A 24,343-nucleotide genomic window follows, 5' to 3' on the forward strand; every position below is an offset into this window, starting at 1 on the left:
AGGATGCAGACCGCCATCCAGCTTTCCGTGACCACGCTCCAAATCGGGGCGGTCTACATCCTCTTCTCGCTGGGGCTGACGCTCATCTTCGGTGTGATGAAGATCGTCAACTTCGCGCACGGGCACGTGTTCGCGCTGTCAGCCATGATGGTCGCGGTGCTGGTGCCTGTCCTGGATGCGGCGGGGTTTCCCCTGCTGCTCGGCTACCTCCTCGCGGCGCTCTCCGGCATCGCGGCGTCGCTCGCCCTAGGCTTCGTCATCTATCAGGGCGGGTTTCGGTTCTTCCAGCGCGACCTGATCGGCTCGTTCATCCTCGCGATCGGACTCGTGCTGTTTCTCGACGGGCTGTATCTTGAGCTGTTCGGGGGCGCGGTCCGCCCCGTGCCGGAGATCTTCGACGGCAGGGTCAACCTGTTCGGCGCCGCGATCACGACGCAGCGGCTCGCGCTGTGCGTGGCAGCGATCGCCTTCACGGGCGGGCTCTACTGGGTGCTCACGATGACGAAGCTTGGCCAGGCGCTCCGCGCCGTCTCGATCGACCACGAGGCGGCGATGCTGCAGGGGATCCCTTACGACCGCATCGCCTTCGCCGGCTTCATGATCGCCACCGGCCTCGGCGCGCTGGCCGGGGTGCTGATCGCGCCGATCTCCGTCGTCACGCCCGTCATCGGCGCCGACTATCTCATCAAGGGCTTCATCGCAGTGATCGTTGGCGGGCTCGGCAGCGTGCCGGGGGCCATCGTCGGCGGGCTGTTCATTGCGCTTATCGAGACCGTGGGAGGGTACTACTACGACCCGTCGACGGCGACGGTCGCCACGTTCGCGCTCGTCATCGTCGTGCTTCTGGTGCGTCCGCAGGGGCTCCTCGGCCGTGGGTAAGCTCTGGCCTTGGACCCTGCCGGCGGCGGCGCTCCTGGCCGCGACGCTTCTGGTGGACGACCGCTACACCGCCTCGCTGATCTCCTGGATCGCCATCGCCGCGGTGATCGCGTCGAGCCTGAGGTTCGTTCTCCTCATCGGCGAACTGAACTTTGCGACCGCCGCGTTCGTCGGCATCGGCGCTTACGCTGCCGGGAGCGCGACGACGCTGTTCGGGATGCCGTTCGTCGTGGCGCTCCTGTCGGGCGGCGTGGCGGCCACCCTCGTCGCGGTCGCCTTCGGGGCGATCACGCTGCGTACGAAGGGGCCATACTTCCTGCTGATCGGGTTCGCGTTCACCGAGATCGTTCGCATTCTGTACACGAAGTCGCCGGTGTTGGGCGGCAACTCCGGCATGATCGGCATCTTTCCACCGCGCGCGATGGACGACTGGATGATGCCGTTCGTCGTCCTCGTCTCGCTGGCGCTGATCTTCGTGCTGGCGGCGCTGGAGAAGTCGGACTTCGGCACCGTGCTGACCGCGCTGCGCGACAACGAGAACGTCGCGGTGTCCGTCGGCCTGAATGCGACGCTCATCAAGGTGACTTGTTTCGCGATCGCCTCGTTCGCGGCTGGGCTTGCAGGCTCGCTGCATGCGTTCGTCAACAACGTCATCAGCCCAGGCGACTTCTCGTTCTTCCTGTCCACCTTCGCGCTGGCTTACGTGAAGGTCGGTGGGGAGGATCATATCCTCGGTCCCGTTGCGGGGGCGCTGCTGCTCGTCTTCCTCGGCAGCTACGCTGTCGGGCTCGGAGCTGGCGAGCACATGTTCTACGGCGCAGCGATCATTCTAGCGGTGCTCCTCATGCCGAAGGGCATTGTCGGGACGGTTGCAACGGCCGCGCGCCGGGTCGGGAGGCGCGGATGAGCGGACCGCTGCTTGTCGCGGAGGGACTGACGAAGCGCTACGGTGGGCTCGTCGCGGTGTCTGACCTGTCATTTAAGATCGAACCGGGGGAAATCCTCGGCCTTATCGGTCCGAACGGCGCTGGCAAATCGACGACCTTCAACCTGATCTCCGGCTTCGTGAAGCCGACGCGCGGGACGCTGACGCTGTTCGGCAAACCAGCGGCCGGCCGATCGGCGGTCGCGACCAGCCGCGCCGGCCTGGTGCGCACCTTCCAGCACACCAGCCTGATGCGCACGATGACGGTCGCCGCCAATCTGCGGGTCGGCACGATGCACCGGCTGAGGCGCGGGGCCGAGCGGGACGTGGCCGTCGACGAGACGGCTGAACTGCTGGGTCTCACGCCGCATCTTTCCGACGTCGCCGGCACGCTGCCTCACGGGCTCCAGCGGCTCGTGTCCATCGGCATCGCCTTCGCGGCTCGGCCGAAGCTCCTGTGCCTGGACGAGCCGCTGACGGGCCTCAACGCCACGGAAGTCGCATCGACGCTCGCCGTCTTCCGCCGCATCCGCGACGAGCATGCTGCGTCGATCCTTCTGGTGGAACACAACATGAAGGCCGTCATGTCCGTCTGCGACCGGATCGTCGTCCTGCACCACGGAGAGGAGCTGGCCGAGGGAACGCCGGAGGTGATCCGCGCCAACCCCGAGGTGATCTCCGCCTACATCGGCCACCGGCAGGACAGGCAAACGCCTTGAGCCCCGCGCCAAGCCTGTTGCTTGATGGTCTGTCCGCCCGCTACGGCGTCGTTCCCGCGGTCAACGGCGTCTCGCTGGAGGTGCCGCGCGGCTCGATCGTGACGATCATCGGGGCGAACGGGGCGGGAAAGTCCACCCTTATCAAGACGATCTGCGGTCTGGTCAAACCGTCCGGAGGGACCGTCACACTGTTCGGCGAGGACGTCACCGGCCTTTCCACCGACGCGCTGGTGCGCCGGGGGTTGTCGCTGGTGCCGGAGGGGCGGCGCCTGTTCACGACAATGACCCTGCGCGAAAACCTTGAGGTCGGCGCCTACGCGCGGGAAGCTGGCGCGGCGGTGAGGCGGGACCTCGAGCGGGTGTTCGAGCTGTTCCCGGATCTCGCGGACCGGCAGTCCACGGTCGTCGGCAGCTTCTCCGGCGGGCAGCAGCAGATGGTCGCCGTCGCGCGGGCGCTGATGAACGGCCCGAAGATCCTGCTTCTCGACGAGCCGACCATCGGCCTCGCCCCCGCGGTCGTCGACAGCATCGCCGAGACAATCGCCAGGGTCGCCCGCGACGGCGTCGACGTCCTGCTGGTAGAGCAGAACGCGGAGATGGCGCTTCAGGTCGCGGACCGCGGCTACATCTTGGAGAACGGGGCGATCGTCGCGCACGACGCCGCCGCCCGTCTCGCTCAAAGCCCGGAGGTGCAACGTGCCTACCTCGGCATCTGAAATCGGCGCCATCTGGACTCCGACCGAGCGGCACCTCACTTGCGCCAACGCGACGCGCCTTGCTGCCCGCGTCGGCGTCGCGGACTACGACGCGCTGCGCGCCTTCGCGCGGGCGGAGCCGTTCGCCTACTGGCGCGCGCTGTTCGCCGAGACGGGCTTCGTCTGGTCGACGCCACCGGCAGCCGGCGCCGACTTCTCAGCTGGGCGAGAGTTTCCGCGTTGGTTCCCCGGCGGCGCGTTGAACTGGGTCGACACCGTCTACCGCTTCGCGGACGACCAGGCGCGCGCCGATGCGCTGGCCGTCGTCGCGGAGTGTGAGTCGGGCCCCGCCGGCCGCGTGACGTACCGCGAGCTGCGCGAACGCTCCGCTGCGATGGCCGCAGGGCTCAAGGCGCGCGGCGTGGGACGGGGCGACCGCGTGGGCCTCCTGATCGAGAACGGGGTCGAGGCGGTGATCGCGTTCCTGGCGATCTCGCACCTCGGCGCGATCGTTTCGCCGCTGTTCTCCGGCTTCGGGCCGGACGCCATCGTCTCCCGCCTCGCCGCCTGTGAGGCGAAGGCGTTGATCACCACGCGCGGGTTCACCCGCCGCGGACGTTTCGTACATGGAATCACCATCGCGCAGGACGTGAAGCGCCGCGTCCCGTCGCTGGAGTTCGTGGTCGTCGCCGGGGCGGAAGCGCCGCTGCCGGACGGTTTCCTCGCCTGGTCCGATGCCGTCGGCTGCCCCGCCGACGCCGGTGCGGCCGAGCGAATGGACCCGAACGACCCGTTCATGGTGATCTACACCTCCGGCACGACGGGCAAGCCGAAGGGCGCCGTCCACACTCACGGCGGCTTTCCGCCCAAGATCCTCAACGACAGTTTCCTGTGCTTCGACGTCACGGCGGACAGCGTCTACTGCTGGCCTGCGGACATGGGATGGATCGCGGGTAGCCTTGTGATGAGCTCGGCGCTCCTCCTCGGAGCGACGCTGGTCTGCTACGACGGCGCGCCCGACATGCCGGACCTTTCGCGCATGGCGCAGCTCGTTGAGACGCATCGCGTAACGCACTTCGGCTCGTCGCCGACGTTGATCCGCGCGATGGCCGCAGATGAGGCCGTTGCAGTGCGCGGGGACCTGTCGTCCATCCGCATCTTGATCACGGCGGGCGAGACGATCTCGCCGGAGCACTTCGCCTGGTACTTCCGCACCTTCGGCCGGTCTGAGGTCCCGGTCATCAACTACACCGGTGGAACGGAGGTTTCGGGCGGGCTTCTCTCCAACGTCCCCGTCGAGCCAATCGTGCCGAGCGGCTTTGCCGGACCGATCGCGGGAGTGGACGTCGACGTCGTCGGACCCTCCGGCGAGCCGGTGCGCGGTGCGGTGGGCGAGCTCGCCATCATGGAACCGTTCGTCGGCATGACGCAGGCCTTCTGGCGCGACCGCGAGCGCTACCTTTCGACCTACTGGGAGGCGATCCCGGGCATCTGGATCCACGGCGACTTGGCCCGGCGTGACCCGGACGGCACGTTCTTCCTGCTCGGCCGGTCGGACGACACCATCAAGGTGGCCGGCAAGCGCGTCGGTCCCGCGGAGGTGGAGGAGATCGCCGCTACGGTGCCGGAGGTGAACGAGATCGCAGTCATCGGCGTGGAGGACAAGGCGAAGGGGCAGGCGCTCGTCGTCTTCACGGTGCTGCATCCGGGCGCACCGGCGGACGGGGTCGCCGAACGGATCGCGGCAACGGTGGCGACCAACCTCGGCAAGCCGTTCACGCCGAAGGCGGTGCACGTTGTGGCCCAACTGCCGAAGACGCGTTCCAACAAGGTGATGCGGCGTGTCATCCGCAGTGTCTACGGCGGCGGGCCGCCGGGCGACCTGACCTCGCTGCAGAACCCGGACGCCGTCGATGACATCCGCGCCGCCATCGGGCGCTGAAGAGGGGTGCGGCCATCGATCTGCATCTGCCGGGACAGCGCATCCTATCCTCGGCACGTCGCAGGGGATCGGCGCGGCGCTGACGCGCGCCGCCCGTACTACGCGCGCACGGAGGCAGTAAGGGGCGACGTCATCGTCAACAACATCGGATTAAGCGGGGGAACTACGATTGCAACCGTCCTGCTGGGACCACCTGCAACGCGGCGCTGATGGCGTTCACTCGCGTGGTGCGACCCCGCACCGGTCCAACTGAAGGAGGGGCCATGGGCAGGCTCGACGGAAAGATCGTCTTCATCACGGGCGCCGGGGGCGGCATTGGCCGCTCAATGTGCGAGCGGTTCTGCGCGGAGGGCGCGAACGTGATGGCCTGCGACATCAACGAGGCCTCGCTCGCCGCGACTGCGGACGCGGCTCGCGCCACCTCACCGCTGGGCGAAATCGAGACCGTCGTAGCCAGCGTCTCGGAGGAGGCGGAGGTGACGCGCGCCGTCGCCGCCGCCGTGGAGCGGTTCGGCGGTCTGACGACGCTCGCCAACGTCGCCGGCGGATCGACGCAGGCGGACGCGGACGTCGTCAACGCGCCGGTCGAGGAGTTCTGGCGGGCGATCACGCTGGACCTCTTCGGTACGTTCTTATGTTCCAAGGTAGCGATCCCGCAGATCGCGAAGTCCGGAGGCGGCTCGGTCATCAACATGGCGTCGATGGTGGCGCTGATGGCCCTGCCGGGGCGCGCCTGCTACACGGCGGCGAAGGGCGGTGTGACCGCGCTGACCCGGCACATGGCAGAGAGCTACGGCCGCCAGAAGATCCGCGTCAACGCGATCGCCCCTTCGGTCACGATGTCGGACCGGGTCGCCACGATGATGGAGGTCAACGCCGACCTGAAGCGCCTGGCGGACATGCACCTCGTCGGCCTCGGCGAGCCGATCGACGTCGCCCACCTCGCCGTCTACCTCGCTTCGGACGAGTCGCGGATCGTCACCGGCCAGGTGATCCCCGTCGATTCCGGCGTGACGATCTACTGAGGGGGACGGGATGCTCGAGACGGTCGCAGTGGTCGGCGTCGGTCACATGGGGGCGCCGATGGCGCGCAACGTCGCGAGGGCCGGCTTCCGGCTGATGGCGTGTGACGTCGACGCCGCCGCACTCGCCACCTTCGAGGGGATCGGCGCCGTCACGCGGGACGCCGGCGAATGCGCAAAGTGCGATGCGGTTATCCTCCTCGTCGCGAACGGGGAGCAGGTGAAGGAGGTTGCGCGGACGGTGGCGGACCAGGTGGCCGGCACCCCGCCCGTCCTCATCATCATGAGCACGGTCACGGCAGCGGTGGTCCGTGAGGTGGCGGACGCGGTCGCCCCTGCCGGCATCCGCGTCGTCGACGCGCCGGTGTCCGGCGGCATCGTGCGCGCACAGGAGGGGACGCTCGCGATCATGGCCGGCGGTGCGGACGCGGACGTCGCGGCGGTGCGTCCGTTGCTGGAGGCGATGGGGCGCACGGTGTTCGCCTGCGGGCCGCTCGGCTCCGGCGAGACGGTCAAGATCATCAACAACCTGATTGGCATCCAGAACATCATCCTTTGCGCAGAAGCGTTCCAGCTCGCCACGGCGCAGGGCCTGTCGTTCGACCGGCTAATACCGATCCTTGACGCCTCGTCCGGGCGCAACTTCTTCTCCGCCTCGCCGGAGGACGCGCCAGCGGCCTACGGCGCGTGGGCGAGGTCGCCCGCCGACTTCGCCTCGCTCGTCTCGATCATCCGCAAGGACATCGCCCTCGCACGTGAGGCGGCCGACGAGGTGGGCGGTGCGTTTCCGGCGATCGACGCGCTGACGGGCGTTCTGGACAAGCTTGACGACGAAACGTATCGCACTTGGCGCAGCGTGGCCGGGATGGATGAACGTGGCCGGGATGGGTGAATAAGTCTCTGATCGTGCGGTTTGCCGCGAGCCGAATGGGCGTTCTGCGTTGCAGGGCGGCGCCAGACGGTGCTTTCTTCGCGGGCGTGACGGAGCGATCGGAACACCTGCAGATTGAGCTACTCGACAGAACCCGGCCGTTGGCGGTTCGGAGCAGGCAGCCTTATCCCCGTGCTCGCGCGGGAGCCAACAATGCCGTTGCCGCAACACCGTGCTCTCCGGGATCGCGGTCGATCCCCGCGCATGCGGGGGAGCCCAGACGGCGGAGAAGGAGGCGGGCTACCTCCAGGGTCGATCCCCGCGCATGCGTGGGAGCCATCGACGCCTCGTTCGACGGCACCACCGGTCCGGGCCGATCCCCGCGCGTGCGGGGGAGCCGAGCAGGCGCAGATCCCCGACTCGGTGAACAACGGTCGATCCCCGCGCGTGCGGGGGAGCCCCGCCGAACTTGCGGTCGTTGTCCCGTAGATGGGTCGATCCCCGCGCGTGCGGGGGAGCCAGCGTAGACCCTGCGGTCCAACCTTGAGCAAGGGGTCGATCCCCGCGCGTGCGGGGGAGCCCACTTGACCAGACGGTCCACTGCTTCGATCAAGGGTCGATCCCCGCGCGTGCGGGGGAGCCGAATGGTTCCCGGATCGATCCTCCGCGTGTCACCCTCACGCCGAGGGTCGATCCCCGCGCGTGCGGGGGAGCCGACCGTACCGTGGACGGCCCGCACGTCGTCCGGGGTCGATCCCCGCGCGTGCGGGGGAGCCGTCTTGACCAGACGGTCCACTGCTTCGATCACGGGTCGATCCCCGCGCGTGCGGGGGAGCCATGAAGGAGTAGCTGGGAACGGGTCGATCCCCGCGCGTGCGGGGGATCCCCGCGCGTGCGGGGGAGCCGGGTCGATCCACGCGCGTGCGGGGGACGACGGAGCCACACCAGGGGTCGATCCCCGCGCGTGCGGGGGAGCCAGGAACTCGTCGAAGCCCTCCTGCACCATCTGGGGTCGATCCCAGCGCGTGCGGGGGAGCCTGGTCGACGAGCGAGATCGCCGGGACCACGAAGGGTCGATCCCCGCGCGTGCGGGGGAGCCTAAGCCTCGGCATCGGCCGAGTAAGAGACACCGGGTCGATCCCCGCGCGTGCGGGGGAGCCGCGAGAAGGGGTAAAGGGCGCACCATAAACCAGGGTCGATCCCCGCGCGTGCGGGGGAGCCTCTGCCGCATAAAGGCTTGATCTGACAGCGATGTCAAAGAGCATAAGTCCTGACGGACATTACGTGCGCAAGGCACGGCGGACCAGGAGCACCCCTTCGTGCGCGACAATCGTCTTGGGAGGCTCACCGAGGATACGCGTGCCGAGAGCTCCCGCAGCGGCGGTGTCGGCCCATGTCATCACTATGCTGCCTCGGCCGAGCATCGCATGCCATTCGACGAGCACACGCCATAGTCGCTCGCGAACACCGGCGCTCATCCGCGGGTGCGCGTGGACCCCGGGTGCGATCTCGAGCATCGCCGAACCCAGGAACCCTCGGTAGCGATCCTCGACGTCTCGCGTCACCACCACGCACAGAGGCATGTCATTCCGCGTCCGAGATGGCCTCAGGGGCGGGGTCGTCGGGGTTCTGCCCGGCCGCCGACTCACCCTCCTCCCGGAGATCGAGCACGGATTTTATTGCGTCGATCAACCCGGGGATTACGCCACGTTTGCGGAAGATCTCCGCAGCGCGGGTCCGCACGAGCCGGTCCACGCTTTCGCGCGATGTCGCCGCTTTCCTCGCTGCCCCGAACGCAATGTCGAGGACCACGTCGTGACGTCTGAGATCTGCGATGTCGAGGACGAAGCTCTGTCCGGAGTCCTCGTGGATGAAGCCGAGCTGCGGGATCGTGCCCGTTGCCGCGACGGCGATCGCCGCGGCCGCCTGCACCGCGACAGCAGCATGGTTGAGTGCCTGGTTAGGCAGATCCGCGGCCATCGGATCGGCGCGGTCGTAGCGGTGCCCATGCCAGGTCACGCCGAAGCGTTCCGCGGCCAGCGTGTAGGCGCGCTTGATCCGCGAGCCTTCCATACCCCGCAGAACCTCGATGTCACGCGTTCGTACGATCTCGTCGAAGCGCATGGCGTACATGCGTCGTGCGACCTCCATGCGCGTCTTGTACTTCGACCAGAGGTCGACCTGGCGGCGGGCGAGGGCGGAACTGTCGGGTCCGAGAGGTGGCGCCGTATAGAGCCGCACGCCGCCCTCGCCGATGGCGCACAGCGCACAACCATGCCGCGCGAGAAGCCGGAAAGCGTCGTGGGTCAGGGTCGAGCCGGGGCCCAGAAGGATGGCCGAGACCGACTGATGCGGCACCTGATAGTCGCCCGGTGCGAGCGTTCCGCCTGCGGTGACGAAGCGCAGGCACCCGTCCTCCACCTCGAGCCGCCCGCGGTCGAGGCAGATCAGACCGTGGCGGTCGGCGTGGGGGATGCGTGCGGTGTCGAGCCCGAGGCGGCCGAGGAGCATCTCAGCGCGCGGGTCCCGGCGGACGCAGAAGGAGCATGCCGTAGCCGTAAGCCTTGTGCCGCCCCACGCCGCGCCGCAGGCGAACAGCGAACGCCTCGGGGTCCAGGATGCGAACCGTGCCGTGGAGGACTGCATCCGGCCCTTCGTGAGTCTTACCGTTGCGCACCGACGAGGTTCGACGGAACGAGGCGAGACTTGCGTCCTCCAATCCTGCCGCCTCGTTCAGGCGCTCGCGCAGCCAATCGCAATAGACGGCCTCGCGTGTCCGCTCCGCCTCGGCCATCGCCCGTCGCTCGGGCTGCCGAAGCGCTTCGGCGAGGAAGGCGTCGACTTCCGCGCCCTTGGCAAAACCATGTGCCCTGCGTCCGCTGCGGTCGTCGGGCGCCTCAAGGCCGGACGCGAGCCGCACGACCGGTCTGACGCGAACGTCGATCCCGAGCCGGCGACCTGCGGTCCATGTCGCGGGCATCGCCTTCGCCTCCAGTCTTCCCGGCGAGAGGGCTGCCACCACCTCCGGCATCGCGGTGGCCGACACCAGGTCGCGCAACGCATCGGGCGGTTCGGCGGTGTAAGCATAGAGCGTCCCCAGCCGTTTCCTCGGCGCAACCGACAGCTTGAAGGGTTGCAGTGCGGCCGGACCGAAGGTCTCACCCAAGAGATGATGCAGGGCAGCGCCTTCGTCGAAGGTCCCGCCACGTTGCCGCGCCCAGCCGCGCTCTCCCGCGGCTCTTGCGAGGGCGCTGAGATCGACCGAAAGGCGGACGAGGTGCAAGGTCACAACCGCCCCTCATGCACCTGCCGCGTTCCGCCATGGAGGCCGCTGTCCCAGTTACGAAGATCCGCCAGGTCGAGTGTGCGCATGCCCCCTGGGCCCTCCCCCTCCGGCCAGCAGGCGCACGTCCCCTCAGCGCCGACCGCTCGGTGCAGCGCGGCATAGGCGTCGGTGGCCTCAATGATGTCCATCCCGTCGGAGAAGCCGAGGAGCGGCGCGGAGGGAAGGCAAGACTTGCGTCCCAGAAAAAGCGGACGGGCCGGCCGCATCAGTGCGGCGCGGATACCGTCGAGGGTAGGCGACGGTTCTTCGGGCATCAGCGTCAGGACGACGACCACTTCAGCATCTGTGAGGAAATCACGATGGCGGCGATGGGGCGCGGAGTAACTGGCGCCCGCTCGCCCCTCAGAACGCCCCCGCGTCGTCCAGCTCCGGTCGGTGGCTCGCAGCTGCACATTCTGTACGTCGGTCAGCATCTCTCCTTCGCTGACGAGAGCTGCGGCAAGGATGATCCGGTCCTGCAGCGACTGGTGGGCATCTCGCTCGGTCCAGTCCCATCCGAGCGCATTGCCGAGCAGACCGGTCAGCATGGACAGGCCCGGGAAGCGCTAGGTCGGGCCGACCTGATCGACCGCGACCGCCCCGAACGACATCATCGGCGCGGCAAACCGGAGCCGTAGCCAGCGTCGCGTCATGCAAGGCGGCCCGGCAGATCCGCGGCCCAGTCCGCGAGTTCTTTCAGAGTGCTGCGTCGCGCCGCGGCGAGGTCGGTCTTGAGGAGCGACAGGAAACGGCGCTCTTCCCCGGTCCCGTAGGCCGCGTCGAGAGCGGCGAGATGCCCTTCAGTACGCGCCGCGGCCTTTGATGCCTTTGGCTCAACCGGGTCTCGGAACGCCTCGGCGAGGGAGCGCGGCTGCCGATCTCCGACCTCGAGAAGCATGAGGCTCGACCGTGCGTAAGGGGCCGTCGAGCCGAGTTTGGCCCCAGGTGAAACTTCGGCGATCAGGTGGACGAGGTTGTGCAGTACCGGCCCGGCGAGGTCGGGCGCCGCGGGGCCGAGGTTTGCAACGAGCCCGCGCAGGTCGACGACGACGTAACCGTAATAGAGCCCGCTCGTCAGCTCCGTCTCCTGGATCGTGTCGGCCCCAGGCTCGTCCTCGGACAGATCGTCGACAGCGGTGAAGTAATCGCTTTCGGTTTCCTCGCCGTGGACGGTGAAGGCGTGTGCGACGTGAACGGGTGCGGTGATGTTCGCGGCTGGATCAGACGTGACCATGCGGCCGAACAGGGCTGAGGTGAGACCGCCCGGCAGCGCCGCGCCGTCGCGCATCGCCTTGATGTTTTCCCGGAAGGCCTTACGCCAGTCTTCCGCCTTTGCCTTCGCGGCCTTTGGATCGCCGTCGGCTTTTGCCGCAATGCGCTCGGCTTCCGAGCGCAACCAGGCGATCTCCCGCTCGCCGAACAGAAGCGTCTGCCGCGCGGACTTTGTCGTCCCCTTGTCACCGTAGACGGCGACCTGAAACTACGGCTCTAGGGCCTTCAGAACCTCGCTCGAGGCGCTCAGTCCTCCGAGGACCTTCCGGGTGACGAGCTCACGCGAGCGGAAGGCGGCGTCGGCACCGTCGATCGCATGAAGGGCATGGGGATCGTCCGCCATGCGCCAGTGACGCTTCAGGGACTGCGAGCCGATGCGCGTGCGCTGTGAGCCGCCGTACGGGAGCCGTTTGGCGAGGCCGCTGTCGTCGCGATTGAGAAGCGCGGCAGGATAGGAGGTTAGAGTATGGATTTGGAGGAAGCGCGGCTCAGGCATCGGTGACGTCCTTTTCGGCCGTGCGCTCCGTGCGTTCGGCCTGGTCGAGGCGGCGGTAGTAGGGGCCAGCGATGGCGCCGGCGTCGTTGCTACGCAGAAACGCGAAGGCGAGATCGGCGACGTCGATCCCGAGGCGCGGGTCGCGACGAACGGCCACGGCGCGGATGGCGCGCGTGAGGAGGATGGTGCGCTGTGCTTCCCGTGCGGCGAGAAGCTGGGCGAGGCGGCGCTCGCTCAGGACAGGCCGCGGCGACTGTCCCGGCCAGTCGGGCAGGCCACCGTCGCAAAGGACGGTGCCGAGCTTGCGTCGGGGATCGTGCAAGCTGGGACGCTCGGTGTCGTCGTTTGCCGTCGCCCTCGGCGTCAGGATCGCGAGCGCACGGACAAGGGGAGCCCAGCGCGCCGGCACCTCGTGACGGGCGACGAGACGCCAGTAAGCCGGTCCCGCTGCGTCCTCGTCGAGACGCCGCAAGCTCGCCCTTTCCCCACTGCCGAGCTGCGCCAGGATGCCGGCGATCGACATGGCGATCGTGCCGGCGTCAGAGGTTGAGGTGTTGTCCGGCTGAGACATGTCTGGCGTCCTTTCTCTCGACTGCGGTCAGGCCGGCATGGGAGAGCTTGCCTTCGAGCCGCGCCCGAGCGCGCGCTCTGGCGCGCGGCGCATGGATCGAGGCGCTTGGGACGGCCCCGAACGCACGGGTCAATTCGCGCCGCGCAGCCGCCACAAGCATTTGCTGGAACCCGATACGCGCGGCTTCCCCGGCCGCGGGGCGCGACGATCAGCGGGCCGCCTTTGACAAGTCTGATGCGGCGACAGACCTCGATCGCCCATGGATCCATGTCTTGTGCCGCGAGTATGTCCGTTTCTGCCCAATGCAAGCACCATAGCAACGAAGGTCCACCGGACGTTAGGAACGGACTGGGATTGCGGAGGAGGACGCCAACGTCGCGCCGCCACCAGGCCGACGGGTCCGGCGTGGTGCGCTCGCCGACAGGAGCAAGGCCGAGGAAAGGACGGCTGGACGAGCCACCGTTCATCCTCGCAATGCCATAGTTGCCCGATCCGCCGTAGCCTTCGGACGTCTGCAAGCTGATGAGAGCGAAGATCCAGTCGTCCGCAGTCGCTTTCGAGGCAATGGCCCGCTTGAGATCGTGATTGCGCGCCGTAATCAGAAGATCGAGCTCGTCGGGCGTCCGGACCGGTTCCCACTTGAGGCCGCCCGGATCAGGCGGCTGGAGAAAGGCCGGCCGGGTCCGGTCCTCGACCACGAGGCACCACGGGTCGTCGCCGAGCTCGGGCGTCAGCGCCCTCAGAAGCGCGGCCCACGCATGAGCATCTACGAGCGGCTCTGACAGTCCGCCCGCGTGCAGTGCGAGCGCCGCGAGCTGAACGCGGAACATGTGCCACGCCGTGCGCTGATGGGCGCGCAGCCGGCGAAAGCCGGGAACCTCCCCTCGGGCGCTTGCCGCGAAGAGCGCCGGGAGGGACAGCATGTCCCCCGAATCGACCGTGATGAGGGGGTCCGTCAGGAGGTTCACTGCTTCGCTTCCAAGGGCCGAAGCCCCGCCCGGTCGTAGGTGAACGTCTTGTCAGCAACAGTTAACTGTAGTGCGTTGCCGCTCACTTCGGTCGCGACCGCTTCATTGCCCGTCAGTCCGTGGCACCATTGCGCGGGCGGGGCGATCTGTGAGATCGGCTCACCGAACGCACCAAGAGTGCCCCGGGGAGTTGTAAGAGCGGCCCCTGGGAGCCGAGGCGCGTCTGCACCACCTCGTCGGCATCAGGGAACTCTTCCTTGAACGGAAAAGGCGCCGAACGATCGAGGGACAGAAGCGCCCCGTGCTGAGCTTCCGCCACGGCCTTAGCCTCGACCTTCATGGCGTGGTCCTGCCAACCCAGCCCCCGCTCGATCCGCTGGAGCACCTCGGCATGGGTCGCGCCCTCCACGAGGCGCCGGTTGTCGCGGAGGATCGACCACAGCTCGCCCGTCGCGACGAGCCGTCGGGTCGCTTCGATGACGCGCAGGTCAATGTAGACACCGCTGAGCACGCCGCCGGCCTCTCACGACCCGAGCCCGTTCTCTAAGCGTCCCTCCCGCGCCAAGAGGTCCAGCCCCCTGCTCGGGCAGAGCACATGAACGCGCGCTTGCTCGAAGCCTGGTGGCCGGTTGCGGTTCGAATGCCGGTGCAGTCGCCCGATCCGCTGCAAGAGAACATCGATCGGACACAGGTCGGTTACGAGAAGATCGGCATCGATGTCGAGAGACTGCTCCAGCGTCTGGGTGCCGACGGCGATGAGGCCACGCGTCGGCGAGCCCTTGCCCAGAGCGCCTTCGACCGCTGTGTCGAGGCGTCGGCGGTCCTCGGCGGCGAAGCGTGAGTGATGCAATGCGGGTCCGTTCGCCACTTCGAGAAGCAGCGACGGGGCCATGGCGACGATGACCTCCCATGTCGCCACCGCCATCTTCACGGTGTTGCGCACCACGAGAACCCTCGCACCGTTATCAGCGGCTTCGACGGCGAACCGCGCCGCCTCTTCGGGGTCCATTGTCGGCACGAGGCACGGCTCGACCGTCTTGGCGGGCGCCGTGTCGGATGCGGTGCTGCAGGGGAGAGGGTGCGGCTGGTCTGAGCGCCAGAGCGCCGGATAGGGCGTGCGCTCGGCCTCCTCCAGATCCGGCGCCGGCTGTCCGAGCCATGCGGCCCGGGCCCCCGACCCGAGCGTCGCCGACATCAACAGAGCCGCCCGCCGAGCGCGAGGTGATCGCGTACGAGGTTTCGTGCAATACGGTTCATGTAGGTGTCTGAAGCGTGGACCTCGTCGATTACGAGAAGGCTGCGCGACAGTGCGGCACCCCGCAGGTGGGCATGCTTCACTTTGAGCCCCGCCATCAGAACCTGATCGATCGTGCCAACGGCGACAGGGGCGGCTTTTTAAACCTAGAGTTGCCAAAATATCACCTCAAATCCAATAGGATCTATTCCTAGAATGAACATTGCGTGGGCTTGACGCGTTTAGCTAGCTGCAGCGCGCGTGGCGGTTGAATATTGACTTTCGTGCCAAGTTATTGTGAGCGCCGATGCGGGGTATCCGTTGTGGTGCATCGGTCTGAAGAAGGCTGCAGCGACACATAACTCGCACTCTATCGTTCACCGGCTAGCTTTCGTTCTTAGCTGTTTTTGAAAGCTGGCGCTAAATCGCCTCGACTGGCCTAGGACACTGCAGGGGCTGCGCTCAGAGACCTTAAATGCCTGGCAGCAATGTTCGACCTTCACCTGGCAACGCAAGAGGCTCGTCAGTTTCCCTTGAACGTCCCTTTTCGCGATCGTAGTGCATCACCGTAGCTGTTCCCTGCCTTCTCCAACTACATCATCTGTCATGTAGGAATTTGTTGCAGTTGAAGGGGGTAAATCTTCCATCGAATACTATTATTCTTTAAGAGCGGATCACTGAACGGCCAAGGATGAATAACGTCAGCACAAGAAACACCATTGCGATCGGACTCTCAAGCACGATGCTAAAGTCTGACTTGTAGAGTAGTAACGACTGACGCAAGGATGTCTCGAACAATCCGCCCAGCAGGAAGCCGATCACGAGGCATACGGCCGGGAAGCCAGTCCGCCGCAGGAGCAAACCGACGACGGCAAAGCACAGCATAACGCTGACGTGGAACAGAGACTGCGTCGGCAGGTAGACGCCGACAATGCACATGACGAGGACGGGCGGAAGGATCATCCCTTTCGGCAGCCGCGCGAACCAGCCCCAGATCTGAATGCCGACCCGACCGATCGCGAGGTGGATGACGTTCGCCATGAGCATCGAGGCAAACAGTGCGTAAATCACGTCGCCGTGCATCGTCAGCATGAACGGACCCGGCACGATGCCGTGGATCATGAACGCGCCGATGAGGAGCGCCGCGGCGATGTTGCCTGGGACGCCGAGCGCGATGGTTGGGACGAGGTTGGAGCCGACGACGGCGCTGTTGGCCGCCTCGGTCGCGATGATGCCTTCCGGATTGCCGGTTCCGAACGTCTCGGGGTGCTTGGAGGCGCGGCGCGTGGCGCCGTAGCTCAGAAACGCCGCGAGCGAGACGCCGAGACCTGGCAACATCCCGACGCCGGAACCGATCATCGCCGACCGGACGATCGTGCGCCAATAGCTGAAAAACTCGCCGATCGGCAGCGACGTGCGGGTGAACTCAATCCGCCCGCCTATCGCCTCGGTGGCTTTCGTGTTGCGTCGCATGTCGATGAGCTCTTGCAGCACCGAGGCCATGGCGAGCGCGCCAATGGCAAGCCCCGCGAGCGGCAGACCGTCATATAGCTCGATGCGATCGAACGTCATTCGCTCTCCGCTCGTCACCGGGTCGAGCCCAATGCTGGCGAGGAACACTCCAAGGAAGATCGCAATCAGCGCCTTGACGGTCGACCCTGTCGAGATGCCCGAAAGGAGCGCGAACGAGAACAGGAGGACCGCCGTGTACTCCAGCGGGCCGAACTCTAGGGCGATGGCTGCGAACGGGACGACAAGGAGGATGAGGAGGACGTCCGAGATCGAATCTCCCGTGACTGAGGAGAAGAGGGCGAACTTCATCGCTCGCATAGCCTCGCCGCGCTGCGTGAGCGGGTAGCCGTCAAGCGCGGACGCCGCTGCCTCCGGCGTTCCGGGGGAGTTGAGCAGGATTGCTGGCACTGCGCCACCGGACGTGCCGCCCTTGTTTACGCCGACGAGGAAGGCGATCGCGGTGACGGGTTGCATGTAGTAGGTGAGCGGGATGAGCACGGCGAGGGCGGTGACGCTGCCGAGGCCGGGTATTGCACCTATGACGATGCCGAGCGCCACTCCGAACGCGATGAAGACTAGGTTGTAGAGGGTGAAGGCCGCTTCGAAGCCGGCAAGCAGGCTCTCGATCATGGGCGCGCGGCTTTCACGGCAGGTCGACGAAGAAGATCGCCCACGCGCCGTAGTCGACGACGAGTGGGAAGGTCACCGCAAGAAGGGCAAGCGCCCAGTACAGGCGGTAGCGCGCCAAGAGGCCGCCGGCGAAAATCACTACCATCGCCACGGGAAGGAAGCCCACGAGGGGGATCGCGACCGAAACCAGCGCGGCGCCTGCGCAGAGCGCAAACGTCTCGATGGCGATCGCACGGCCGCGCTGCCAGCCGCCGGCGGGGTGCTCGAACGCGACGCGATGCGCCACCATACCGAGCGACAGGACCAGGATCACGATGGCCGCAAGGCGTGGAATGAACGCAGGCGACACATCGGTGCCGGTCGCCTCCGTGCTCACCTCAGCCGGAACCAGCCAGAACACCGCCACCGACGCCAGCCCGGCCATGATGATGCCGAGGCCAACGTCGATGGCGGAGGCGGATCGCTGTTCCGCCTCCGTGTTCTCCTGCGCGATCACCGAGCGACGGTCTCGACGACCTTCTTCAGCCCTTCGTTGGTCTCATCGAGGTCCGCATCCAGTTCGGCTGCGCCCACGAACGTAACTGGGAAGCTCAGGTTCTCGGTAAGGAGCTTGACGAACTCTTCGTCCTTGACCGCCACCTCAATGCCGGCCTCAAGCTTGGCAACGACGTCCTCGGGGAGCCCGGCGGGACCACTAACGACCCCCTGGCTCGGCATGGCAATCCCGTAGATGTCCTTGATCGAGGGAATGTCCGGATCGCCCATGAGGCGTCCGTCCACCAGCGCAAGCAGAACCTTCATCTTGTCGCCGTAACGGCCGTGCACGCCACCGGAGTAGGTGAAGTCCACCTTGCCGCCGAGCAGGAAGGGCATGGCCTCACCGCCGCCCTTGGTCGGGATGCCGGTCCAGGAGATATCCTCCTGTGACGCGATGTAGTCGATGTAAGCCTTCGTGATGGCCCCTTGGTCGGCGTAGTTGAGGCTGTTGTCCTTCGCGTACGCGATCAGGTCCTCGAACGTATCGAACGGGGCATCCGCTCTGGCTACGATGGCCTGCTGGTAGACCGTGATCTGCGCGATCGGCGTGAAGTCGTCGAGCGTGTAGCTGACGTCCTGTGTGAGCGGTGGCCACATCAGCACGGGCGACGTGGAGAACATGATCGTGTAGCCGTCGGCCGGCGCCTTGGAGAGCTCAGTAGCCCCAATCGCGCCGCCCGCGCCCGGCCGGGTCTTAACGATCACGCGCTGGCCGAGCTCGCGCCCCAACGCCTCGGAGAACACGCGGGCCATCGTCTCGGTGCTGCCCCCCGCCGCGAACGGGACGATCAGCGTGATCGGCTTTTCAGGGAAGTCGGCGTGCGCTGGCGCAACTGCCAGCATCGTCGCCGCCACGAATGCGGCAGATACCGTCGACACGATGCTTCTCACCACCTCAGTCCTCCATTCGGTATGTGTCTTGCCAAGGCCCTATCTGCGTCCAAGAACCGGGCCACCGTCTGGGCGCCTGGTTGCCGTCCGCCAGACGGCATCAATCGCGGAACAGATAGATTGGGCTCGTCCAGGCCTGGTTTCCGTCCTCGAAGGTAGCGCAAATCCAGATCGGGGTGTCGCCCGCCTCTGCGATCTCCACGTCGTGCCGTAGGCTGATGCTGCGCGCGAGCGGCGCATCGGGGAGCCGCTGGACCCGAAGCTCGCGGGCGAGCGCCCCGGCATCGAGGCGGACCGGCTCAACGCCGACCTCCGAGAGCGCTACTGCGAGCTCGCCGAGCTTGGTGCGAATGTCGAGACGAGCGCCGTCCGTCTCGTCGAGCCATACGTCGAAGCCCATCATGTTACCGGTCGTGACGGCCTTCCACACGACCTCTCGCGAGCCAGCCTGGTCGAGCAACATTTCCGGGTTCAGCTTGTTTACCGGCTCGAAGCTGCGGATGCGGGCCCCTTCGAAGATCGCGCGACCCTGCCACAGCGTGTTGCGGCCGCGCCCACGGTACTCTGCGCCAGACCACATGACGCGGATGCGCGAGCCGAGGTCGGCATCACGGTACGGGCGGACGAGCGCCAGCATCTCGGAGCCATCGCGCAACTCCACATCCACGACGCCTTTCGGCGCGGCCACGGTGACGTCGATCAGGGCCCGTGTCCCGTTTGCGCGGACGATGTCGCCGAGCGTACAGCGCGTGACCGTCTCGGTGGCCGTGTTCGGCGCGGCGGCGGGATTGCGGTGGTAGAGCGTCCCGCCGTCCGGCAGTTCGGCCGCGATGTCGATGAATACGCGCGGGCTCGTGGTACCGTAGGTATGACGGCGGCGAATCGTCTCGAATACCGAGGCGCGGGTGTTTTCGTCCATGACGAAACAGGTCAGTCCGCCCACCGCGCCGAAGACCGAAGCGCCCGGGTAGCTTGCGCCCGGGCGACCTTTGTGCCCGTCGCTGTTGCACACCACGCCGACGCGTCGGCGCATCGGGAAGCCGTCGGTCAGGATCCATTCGAAGCTGCCCCAGGCCGAATGGATCTCGACGGCGGCCTCTAGCGTCGGGTCGTGATCGTAGAAGATATTGGCGTAGCGTCCACCGACGTGAGCGTACATGACCGCATCGGTCGCTTCGGCGTTGAGCTTAGCGTAGAGATCGGTGAGGGTGTACGCGTCGGTCTCGGCATCGGAGCGGTCGGCAACGAGCGCGTGACTACAGCGGTAGATCGGCGCGCCTTCGTCGAGGTAGAAGACGTTGTGGTCGCCGCCGACTGCGGTGTTGCCGGACCATTCGTAGCCCGGAAGCACCGTGAAGCGACCCGGCTCGTTTAGTTTCGCGGTCAGTGTGTTGAGGTGCGACCAGAACGCGGCGTTCACCTGGAAGTCGTTGGCCTGATGGCTGGTGACCTCGAGGAAGGCCTTATTGCGCCCGAAGTCGAAGTAATGCTCGATCGTGTTGGTTCCGACGGTTTCGCCGGTCTGGCCGTGAAGATCGCCCCAAAAGTGCGCAACATCTCCGGCGCGGATCATCAGTGGGCCGACCTCGGTCTCGCTGCCGTCCTCGGCCGTCAACGTCAAACGCAGCTCACCTTCTTGCGCGACCCTTAGGCCTTCCAACGTCATGGCTCCAGCCTCCGGAGCGAAGGCGATCGTATCTGGCAAGCCGTCGACGGGGAGCGTCGCGGCGACGTGGAAGGTGGTTGGTCCCTGACGGGTGGGGTTGCCCCACTTGTCCTCAGACTTGACGCCGAGGTGGAAGCTCTCGCCTGGCCGGCGCAATGTCGGGAGGAGCGCTAGATGGCGATGGTGGGGACCCGCGACCACGGCAACCGACAAAAGCGTGTCGGGCAGCGGCACGAAGATCCCGGTCGCCTGGACGTCAGACATCACGCGGAAGACGAGGCCGCTGTCGTAAAAGGTCGGCATCAGCATGCCGGGCGAGCCACCGGAAGTATCACCGATCGTGACATCGATGGTCTCGCCAGGCTTCAAATACCCGCCTTGTTGGCGAACTCGCACGACGCCGGCCCAAGGCCGCATACCCGCCTCGAATGTAACGACGAGGTTCCCTTCGCCTGAGCTCCTAGCCGTCACGTAGTTGGGCGCGCCGGGGTCGCGTGCCTGGAGCGGACCAGCATCGGTGATCTGCCGCATTGCGATCGCAATTCCACCGGTGTCGTCGATCCCCAGCTTCCCCGTCGAATAGCGGATCCGGAAGGTCTGGTAGGTTCGTACTTCGACGACGGTGGGGCCCTCGAGGATGGCGGTGCCATAAAGGGCTCGGTCGTCGCCCGGCACGGTGCGAGAGGACGCCTCTCCGACGAGGTGAAGCGGGACGGGATTGGGAAGGCTTGCCAAGGCGGCGTCCGTGTTTGAAAGGGCAGCCTACGCACCGCTCAGCAAGTTGCAACGTCAAACGCCAGACAAGAGAATGCGAACCGTGTTGGCGCACTAAAGTTGCCCGCTGGCGTGTCCGTCGTCTGAACTGGCCTCCGTTGGTTGAAAGCGAAGGCGATCAGTATGTTGAAGCGGCCTCGACGGACTCGCGCGCGGCGTCGACGAGGTCAGCGCAGGTGACGGTGCCGTACTCGGCTCGATTAAGATCGCAGCGGGCCGCTCGCGCTTGCGGTTCCTTCCAACGGACGCCAGTCCAGAACGAGACGCCTTAACGGGTAACGCCACACGACCTCAGGCATGGTCGATTTTGCGCGGGGACCCGAACGCGCAGAAGGTCGGCATCAGGCCGAACGGTGGTTCTGCTCAGAGGTCGTCTGCACTGAGTCATCAACCGATGTTGGTGTCGATGTCTCTCTTCGCCGTGCGGCCTCAAGCCTCCGGATGACGCTGCCAGGCGGAGGACCGACTGGACTTCCCGCGGCGGTCGAGCGTGAGTAGGGGCGCGAGGAAAGTGGGCTGAACGGGAGCCCGGAGCGACTCAAGGTGAGGGGCGAACCAAGGCCGGGATCCAGTTGGCGCTGCTGCAGCGACCTGAGGGGGCGAACTTGGCGGAGATGCAGGCCGCGGTGGGATGGCAAGCCCACTCGGTGCGAGGCTTCTTGTCGGGGACCGTGCGTAAGTCGCTCGGTCGGCGGTTGACCGGCACGGTCGGGGAGGACGGGGTGCGACGCTATTGCATCGAGGCCGACCAGGCCGATGCCTCCTAAGCGGTCAAGGCGGCCGACGACCCGCGGCTCCCTTCTCGCGCGGAACTCGTCGAGCGGTGGGTGGCGACCTATCGCCAACCGCCCCCGAAGGGGGTGAAGCGGGCCCTGATGGAGCGCGCGATCGGTTGGCGCGCGACGGCGAGGGAGCAGGGCGGACTTCCCACGGCGATCGCTCGGCAGCTCGTCGCCACGCCGAGCGGACGCGATCCGATCGCAGCGCTGTGTCGCGTGGCGGTCGATGGCACACGGCTGGTGCGCGAATGGGGCGGTCGAACGCACGTCGTCGACGTGACGGCCGACGGCTGCGTGTGGAACGGGCGGTCCTACCCCTTGCTGTTGGCCGTGGCGCTCGCGATCACGGGCGCGCGCTGGTCCGGACCGCGCTTCTTCGGGGTGCGTCAGGGCAATGGTCGCTGAACGGACGCGCCACCGCCGCCTGCGCTGCGCGATCTACACGCGCAAGAGCACGGAGGAAGGGCTCGAGCAGGACTTCAACAGCCTCGATGCCCAGCGCGAGGCCTGCGCAGCCTATGTCCTGTCGCACGCCGGGGAGGGGTGGTCGGCGCTCGCGACGCGCTACGACGACGGGGGGCTACTAGGGCGGGACCATCGATCGCCATGCGCTCGCGCGGCTCCTCGACGATGTCGACGCCGGACGCATCGACGTCGTGGTCGTCACCAAGGTTGACCGGCTGACCCGTGCGCTCGGGGACTTCGCGCAACGTGGAGCGCTTCGACCGGCACGGCGTCTCGTTCGTGTCCGTGACGCAGGAGTTCGACACGACGACCTTGATGGGCCGGCTCACGCTCAACGTGCTCATGTCGTTCGCGCAGTTCGAGCGGGAGGTCACCGCCGAGCGGATCCGGGACAAGATCGCCGCGTCCAAGAGGAAGGGCATGTGGATGGGCGGCTTGGCGCCGCACGGCTACGAAGCGCACGAGCGGCGACTGGTGGTCAACGAGGTCGGAGCGCAGACCGTGCGGTGGCTGTTTCGCACCTACCTCGAGGTCGGCTCGCTGCGACGGCTCAAGGAGGTGGCGCACGCACAGGGACGCAATCCATGATGGCGTGCACGAGGCGATCGTCGATCGTGCACTGTTCGAGGCGGTGCAGGGGAAGCTTGCGGCCGGTGCGCGGCCGCGCCAGGCGGGGCCGAGCCGCTCGCTGCACCTTTTCGCGGGGCGCGGGTTCGACGAGACGGGTGACCGGCTGACGCCGACGCACGCCAATCGGAGCGGACGGCGTTACCAGTACTACATCTCCCGGCGCCTGACCCAACGACCGGCGGATGCAGGGGATGGCGCATCCCCGCCGGCGTCCTCGATGGTGCCGTGATCGACGTCGCGCGACGGCTCCTTCGGGACCGAGCGCGGCTCATGGATGCGCTTGGCGTTTGCACCGACGCCTCGACGATCGAAGCGTTGTCGGCCAACCCCGATCGGTTCAGGGAATTGAGTTAGGGCGAACAGGCAATTGAGTTAGGGTGAACAGGCAAACTAAGTGCTGCGAACAGCGAGGGGAACGGTCGGGATCTGCGGCGGCTAGGGAACCGCGCCAACGAGCGGATGGGCTTCCCCGTTGGCTTTGACGCGGAGAGCAGCGTGAGCGAGCAGCGGGATGTCAAGCTTCCGGCGGTCCGCTCGAGCGCGGAGTACGCGGTCGGCTACGGCAAGCCGCCGGTGCACTCGCGCTTCAAGCCTGGCCAGTCAGGCAATCCGAAGGGGCGGGCGAAGGGATCGAAGAACCGGCCGCTTGCGGTCGGCCACGAGCGGCTCCAGTCGATCATTTTGGAAGAGGCCTATCGCGACGTGACGGTTCACGACGGAACGCGCGACGTGACTGTCCCGATGGCCCAGGCGGTGGTCCGTTCGCTCGCGGCCAATGCTGCGAAGGGTCGGCAAGGGGCGCAAAAGCTGTTCGCCGAGCTCCTCGCCGCCACGGAGCGGCAGAGGCGAGCCGAGCACGCCGACTGGATCAAAACGTGGGTGCATTACAAGAAGCGCTGGGAGGAGGAGCTGGCCCGCCGGGAGGCGCTCGGCATCGACGCTTCCGACCCGCTGCCCTACCCCGATCACGTCGTAGTCGACCTCCGCGCCGACACCGCGACCATCGTCGGCCCAGTGACGAAGGAGGAGAAGGCGAAGTACGACCGCTGGATCAAACGTCGCGAGCTGCTGCACAACGAAGCGGAGGAGCTGCGCGACGTGATCATGCGGGTCAGGAACAAGACCTGGAAGGCCGCCCATGCGGAGGACCTCGCCCACACCGAGAAGGCCATCGAGGTGCTCGACAAGTTGTTGAGCGAGGGCGGATGGTGGTTTTGCCGGACTGAGACGAGCTCACCCACTCCTCCGCGGTGCCGGCCCTGACGCTGAAGTAGGCTTCGTCCGGCCGGTAGCACCGGTCGTTGATGCGAAACTGGGGGACGGGATCTGGCACGTGTCGCCGAACACGTCGAACACGAAGTGGCGCTCGTCACTGCATCGCGCAGCGCCTGGTGCTCGATGCCGGCCGCGGCGGCTGCATCGGCGCGGCTCATCCCATCGAGCGCGTTGGCGATCGCCAGCATGCGCGTTGCCGTTCGCACCGAGCGTTCTCGAAACGCCATCTGTCTCAGCGTCCGTGCCGGCAAAGCGTCATCGATCG

The 24,343-nt window shown here is 66.8% G+C and carries 22 protein-coding genes, 2 pseudogenes and 1 CRISPR repeat array; of the genes and pseudogenes, 12 read left to right on the forward strand and 12 right to left on the reverse strand.

Features of this window, described 5'->3' with window-relative positions; translation table 11 throughout:
• Window positions 1-3: 3 nt before the first annotated feature.
• From ACOOE8_RS15660 to ACOOE8_RS15690, 7 genes are all read left to right on the forward strand, one after another.
• Entirely contained in the window at window positions 4-879 is an 876-nt protein-coding gene (locus ACOOE8_RS15660; protein WP_420392357.1) for a branched-chain amino acid ABC transporter permease, read from the forward strand.
• Window positions 872-1,786, forward strand: a complete 915-nt coding sequence (locus ACOOE8_RS15665) for a branched-chain amino acid ABC transporter permease (protein WP_420392358.1) — start codon at window positions 872-874, stop codon at window positions 1,784-1,786. Before ACOOE8_RS15660 ends, ACOOE8_RS15665 begins: the two co-directional genes overlap by 8 nt.
• Window positions 1,787-1,842: 56 nt before the next feature.
• Window positions 1,843-2,523 (forward strand): ABC transporter ATP-binding protein, encoded by a 681-nt coding sequence (locus ACOOE8_RS15670; RefSeq protein WP_420392359.1) that lies wholly within the window; start codon window positions 1,843-1,845, stop codon window positions 2,521-2,523.
• Window positions 2,520-3,239, forward strand: coding sequence for an ABC transporter ATP-binding protein (locus ACOOE8_RS15675; RefSeq protein ID WP_420392360.1), 720 nt, complete (start codon window positions 2,520-2,522; stop codon window positions 3,237-3,239). The genes ACOOE8_RS15670 and ACOOE8_RS15675 overlap by 4 nt, the downstream gene beginning before the upstream one ends.
• Complete coding sequence (locus tag ACOOE8_RS15680; protein ID WP_420392361.1) at window positions 3,220-5,160, forward strand: AMP-binding protein; 1,941 nt, start codon at window positions 3,220-3,222, stop codon at window positions 5,158-5,160. The genes ACOOE8_RS15675 and ACOOE8_RS15680 overlap by 20 nt, the downstream gene beginning before the upstream one ends.
• Before the next feature lie 263 nt (window positions 5,161-5,423).
• Window positions 5,424-6,185, forward strand: a complete 762-nt coding sequence (locus ACOOE8_RS15685) for an SDR family NAD(P)-dependent oxidoreductase (RefSeq protein WP_420392362.1) — start codon at window positions 5,424-5,426, stop codon at window positions 6,183-6,185.
• 10 nt (window positions 6,186-6,195) lie between these two features.
• Window positions 6,196-7,074, forward strand: coding sequence for an NAD(P)-dependent oxidoreductase (locus tag ACOOE8_RS15690; protein WP_420392363.1), 879 nt, complete (start codon window positions 6,196-6,198; stop codon window positions 7,072-7,074).
• Between the two features lie 227 nt (window positions 7,075-7,301).
• Window positions 7,302-7,988: a CRISPR direct-repeat array (repeat unit 29 nt; unit sequence GGGTCGATCCCCGCGCGTGCGGGGGAGCC).
• A gap of 345 nt (window positions 7,989-8,333) precedes the next feature.
• On the opposite strand, the gene cas2e is transcribed toward ACOOE8_RS15690, so the two are convergent.
• The 12 genes and pseudogenes from cas2e to ACOOE8_RS15750 form a co-directional block, all read right to left on the reverse strand.
• A complete protein-coding gene (cas2e, locus tag ACOOE8_RS15695) occupies window positions 8,334-8,636 on the reverse strand; it encodes a type I-E CRISPR-associated endoribonuclease Cas2e (protein ID WP_420392364.1) in 303 nt (100 codons plus the stop codon).
• Between the two features lies 1 nt (window position 8,637).
• Window positions 8,638-9,564 carry a type I-E CRISPR-associated endonuclease Cas1e gene (gene cas1e, locus ACOOE8_RS15700; protein ID WP_420392365.1) on the reverse strand — a complete coding sequence of 309 codons (927 nt, stop codon included), beginning with the start codon at window positions 9,562-9,564 and terminating at the stop codon, window positions 8,638-8,640.
• A gap of 1 nt (window position 9,565) precedes the next feature.
• Window positions 9,566-10,342 carry a type I-E CRISPR-associated protein Cas6/Cse3/CasE gene (locus ACOOE8_RS15705; RefSeq protein WP_420392366.1) on the reverse strand — a complete coding sequence of 259 codons (777 nt, stop codon included), beginning with the start codon at window positions 10,340-10,342 and terminating at the stop codon, window positions 9,566-9,568.
• On the reverse strand, window positions 10,339-10,932 hold the full coding sequence (gene cas5e, locus ACOOE8_RS15710) for a type I-E CRISPR-associated protein Cas5/CasD (protein WP_420394729.1): 594 nt from the start codon (window positions 10,930-10,932) through the stop codon (window positions 10,339-10,341). Before cas5e ends, ACOOE8_RS15705 begins: the two co-directional genes overlap by 4 nt.
• Before the next feature lie 95 nt (window positions 10,933-11,027).
• Window positions 11,028-12,146 (reverse strand): annotated as a pseudogene (gene cas7e / locus ACOOE8_RS15715) (type I-E CRISPR-associated protein Cas7/Cse4/CasC).
• Window positions 12,139-12,717: a hypothetical protein gene (locus ACOOE8_RS15720; protein WP_420392367.1), complete on the reverse strand. Its 579-nt coding sequence runs from the start codon at window positions 12,715-12,717 to the stop codon at window positions 12,139-12,141. The pseudogene cas7e and the gene ACOOE8_RS15720 overlap by 8 nt, the downstream one beginning before the upstream one ends.
• A 1,080-nt stretch (window positions 12,718-13,797) precedes the next feature.
• Window positions 13,798-14,196, reverse strand: a complete 399-nt coding sequence (locus ACOOE8_RS15725; RefSeq protein ID WP_420392368.1) for a hypothetical protein — start codon at window positions 14,194-14,196, stop codon at window positions 13,798-13,800.
• Window positions 14,197-14,208: 12 nt separating this feature from the next.
• Window positions 14,209-14,880 carry a hypothetical protein gene (locus ACOOE8_RS15730; protein WP_420392369.1) on the reverse strand — a complete coding sequence of 224 codons (672 nt, stop codon included), beginning with the start codon at window positions 14,878-14,880 and terminating at the stop codon, window positions 14,209-14,211.
• A 702-nt stretch (window positions 14,881-15,582) separates the two neighbouring features.
• On the reverse strand, window positions 15,583-17,061 hold the full coding sequence (locus tag ACOOE8_RS15735) for a tripartite tricarboxylate transporter permease (RefSeq protein WP_420392370.1): 1,479 nt from the start codon (window positions 17,059-17,061) through the stop codon (window positions 15,583-15,585).
• 13 nt (window positions 17,062-17,074) lie between these two features.
• Window positions 17,075-17,485: a tripartite tricarboxylate transporter TctB family protein gene (locus tag ACOOE8_RS15740; RefSeq protein ID WP_420392371.1), complete on the reverse strand. Its 411-nt coding sequence runs from the start codon at window positions 17,483-17,485 to the stop codon at window positions 17,075-17,077.
• Window positions 17,486-17,553: 68 nt separating this feature from the next.
• On the reverse strand, window positions 17,554-18,492 hold the full coding sequence (locus ACOOE8_RS15745) for a tripartite tricarboxylate transporter substrate binding protein (RefSeq protein WP_420392372.1): 939 nt from the start codon (window positions 18,490-18,492) through the stop codon (window positions 17,554-17,556).
• A gap of 97 nt (window positions 18,493-18,589) precedes the next feature.
• Window positions 18,590-20,890 (reverse strand): DUF3604 domain-containing protein, encoded by a 2,301-nt coding sequence (locus ACOOE8_RS15750; RefSeq protein ID WP_420392373.1) that lies wholly within the window; start codon window positions 20,888-20,890, stop codon window positions 18,590-18,592.
• A gap of 644 nt (window positions 20,891-21,534) precedes the next feature.
• Here ACOOE8_RS15750 and ACOOE8_RS15755 point away from each other — a divergent pair.
• The 5 genes and pseudogenes from ACOOE8_RS15755 (at window position 21,535) to ACOOE8_RS15775 (ending at window position 24,066) form a co-directional block, all read left to right on the forward strand.
• Window positions 21,535-21,696, forward strand: a complete 162-nt coding sequence (locus ACOOE8_RS15755) for a DUF3489 domain-containing protein (protein WP_420392374.1) — start codon at window positions 21,535-21,537, stop codon at window positions 21,694-21,696.
• 93 nt (window positions 21,697-21,789) lie between these two features.
• Entirely contained in the window at window positions 21,790-22,113 is a 324-nt protein-coding gene (locus ACOOE8_RS15760) for a DUF2924 domain-containing protein (protein ID WP_420392375.1), read from the forward strand.
• Window positions 22,103-22,731: pseudogene (locus tag ACOOE8_RS15765) on the forward strand (recombinase family protein); the annotation flags it as partial. The gene ACOOE8_RS15760 and the pseudogene ACOOE8_RS15765, both read left to right, overlap by 11 nt.
• Before the next feature lie 34 nt (window positions 22,732-22,765).
• A complete protein-coding gene (locus ACOOE8_RS15770; protein ID WP_420392376.1) occupies window positions 22,766-23,032 on the forward strand; it encodes a hypothetical protein in 267 nt (88 codons plus the stop codon).
• Window positions 23,033-23,298: 266 nt separating this feature from the next.
• Window positions 23,299-24,066: a DUF5681 domain-containing protein gene (locus ACOOE8_RS15775; RefSeq protein ID WP_420392377.1), complete on the forward strand. Its 768-nt coding sequence runs from the start codon at window positions 23,299-23,301 to the stop codon at window positions 24,064-24,066.
• Window positions 24,067-24,343: the final 277 nt, after the last annotated feature.

This window comes from Acuticoccus sp. (assembly GCF_965213555.1).
Classification (GTDB): Bacteria; Pseudomonadota; Alphaproteobacteria; order Rhizobiales; family Amorphaceae; genus Acuticoccus.

Excerpts from the sequence above, each read along its gene's own strand:
- ACOOE8_RS15660 (WP_420392357.1), top strand. The coding sequence starts at position 4 with ATGCAGACCGCCATCCAGCTTTCCGTGACCACGCTCCAAATCGGGGCG.
- ACOOE8_RS15685 (WP_420392362.1), top strand. The coding sequence starts at position 5,424 with ATGGGCAGGCTCGACGGAAAGATCGTCTTCATCACGGGCGCCGGGGGC.
- ACOOE8_RS15690 (WP_420392363.1), top strand. The coding sequence starts at position 6,196 with ATGCTCGAGACGGTCGCAGTGGTCGGCGTCGGTCACATGGGGGCGCCG.
- cas2e (WP_420392364.1), bottom strand. The coding sequence starts at position 8,636 with ATGCCTCTGTGCGTGGTGGTGACGCGAGACGTCGAGGATCGCTACCGA.
- cas1e (WP_420392365.1), bottom strand. The coding sequence starts at position 9,564 with ATGCTCCTCGGCCGCCTCGGGCTCGACACCGCACGCATCCCCCACGCC.
- ACOOE8_RS15720 (WP_420392367.1), bottom strand. The coding sequence starts at position 12,717 with ATGTCTCAGCCGGACAACACCTCAACCTCTGACGCCGGCACGATCGCC.
- ACOOE8_RS15730 (WP_420392369.1), bottom strand. The coding sequence starts at position 14,880 with ATGTCGGCGACGCTCGGGTCGGGGGCCCGGGCCGCATGGCTCGGACAG.
- ACOOE8_RS15735 (WP_420392370.1), bottom strand. The coding sequence starts at position 17,061 with ATGATCGAGAGCCTGCTTGCCGGCTTCGAAGCGGCCTTCACCCTCTAC.
- ACOOE8_RS15740 (WP_420392371.1), bottom strand. The coding sequence starts at position 17,485 with ATGGCCGGGCTGGCGTCGGTGGCGGTGTTCTGGCTGGTTCCGGCTGAG.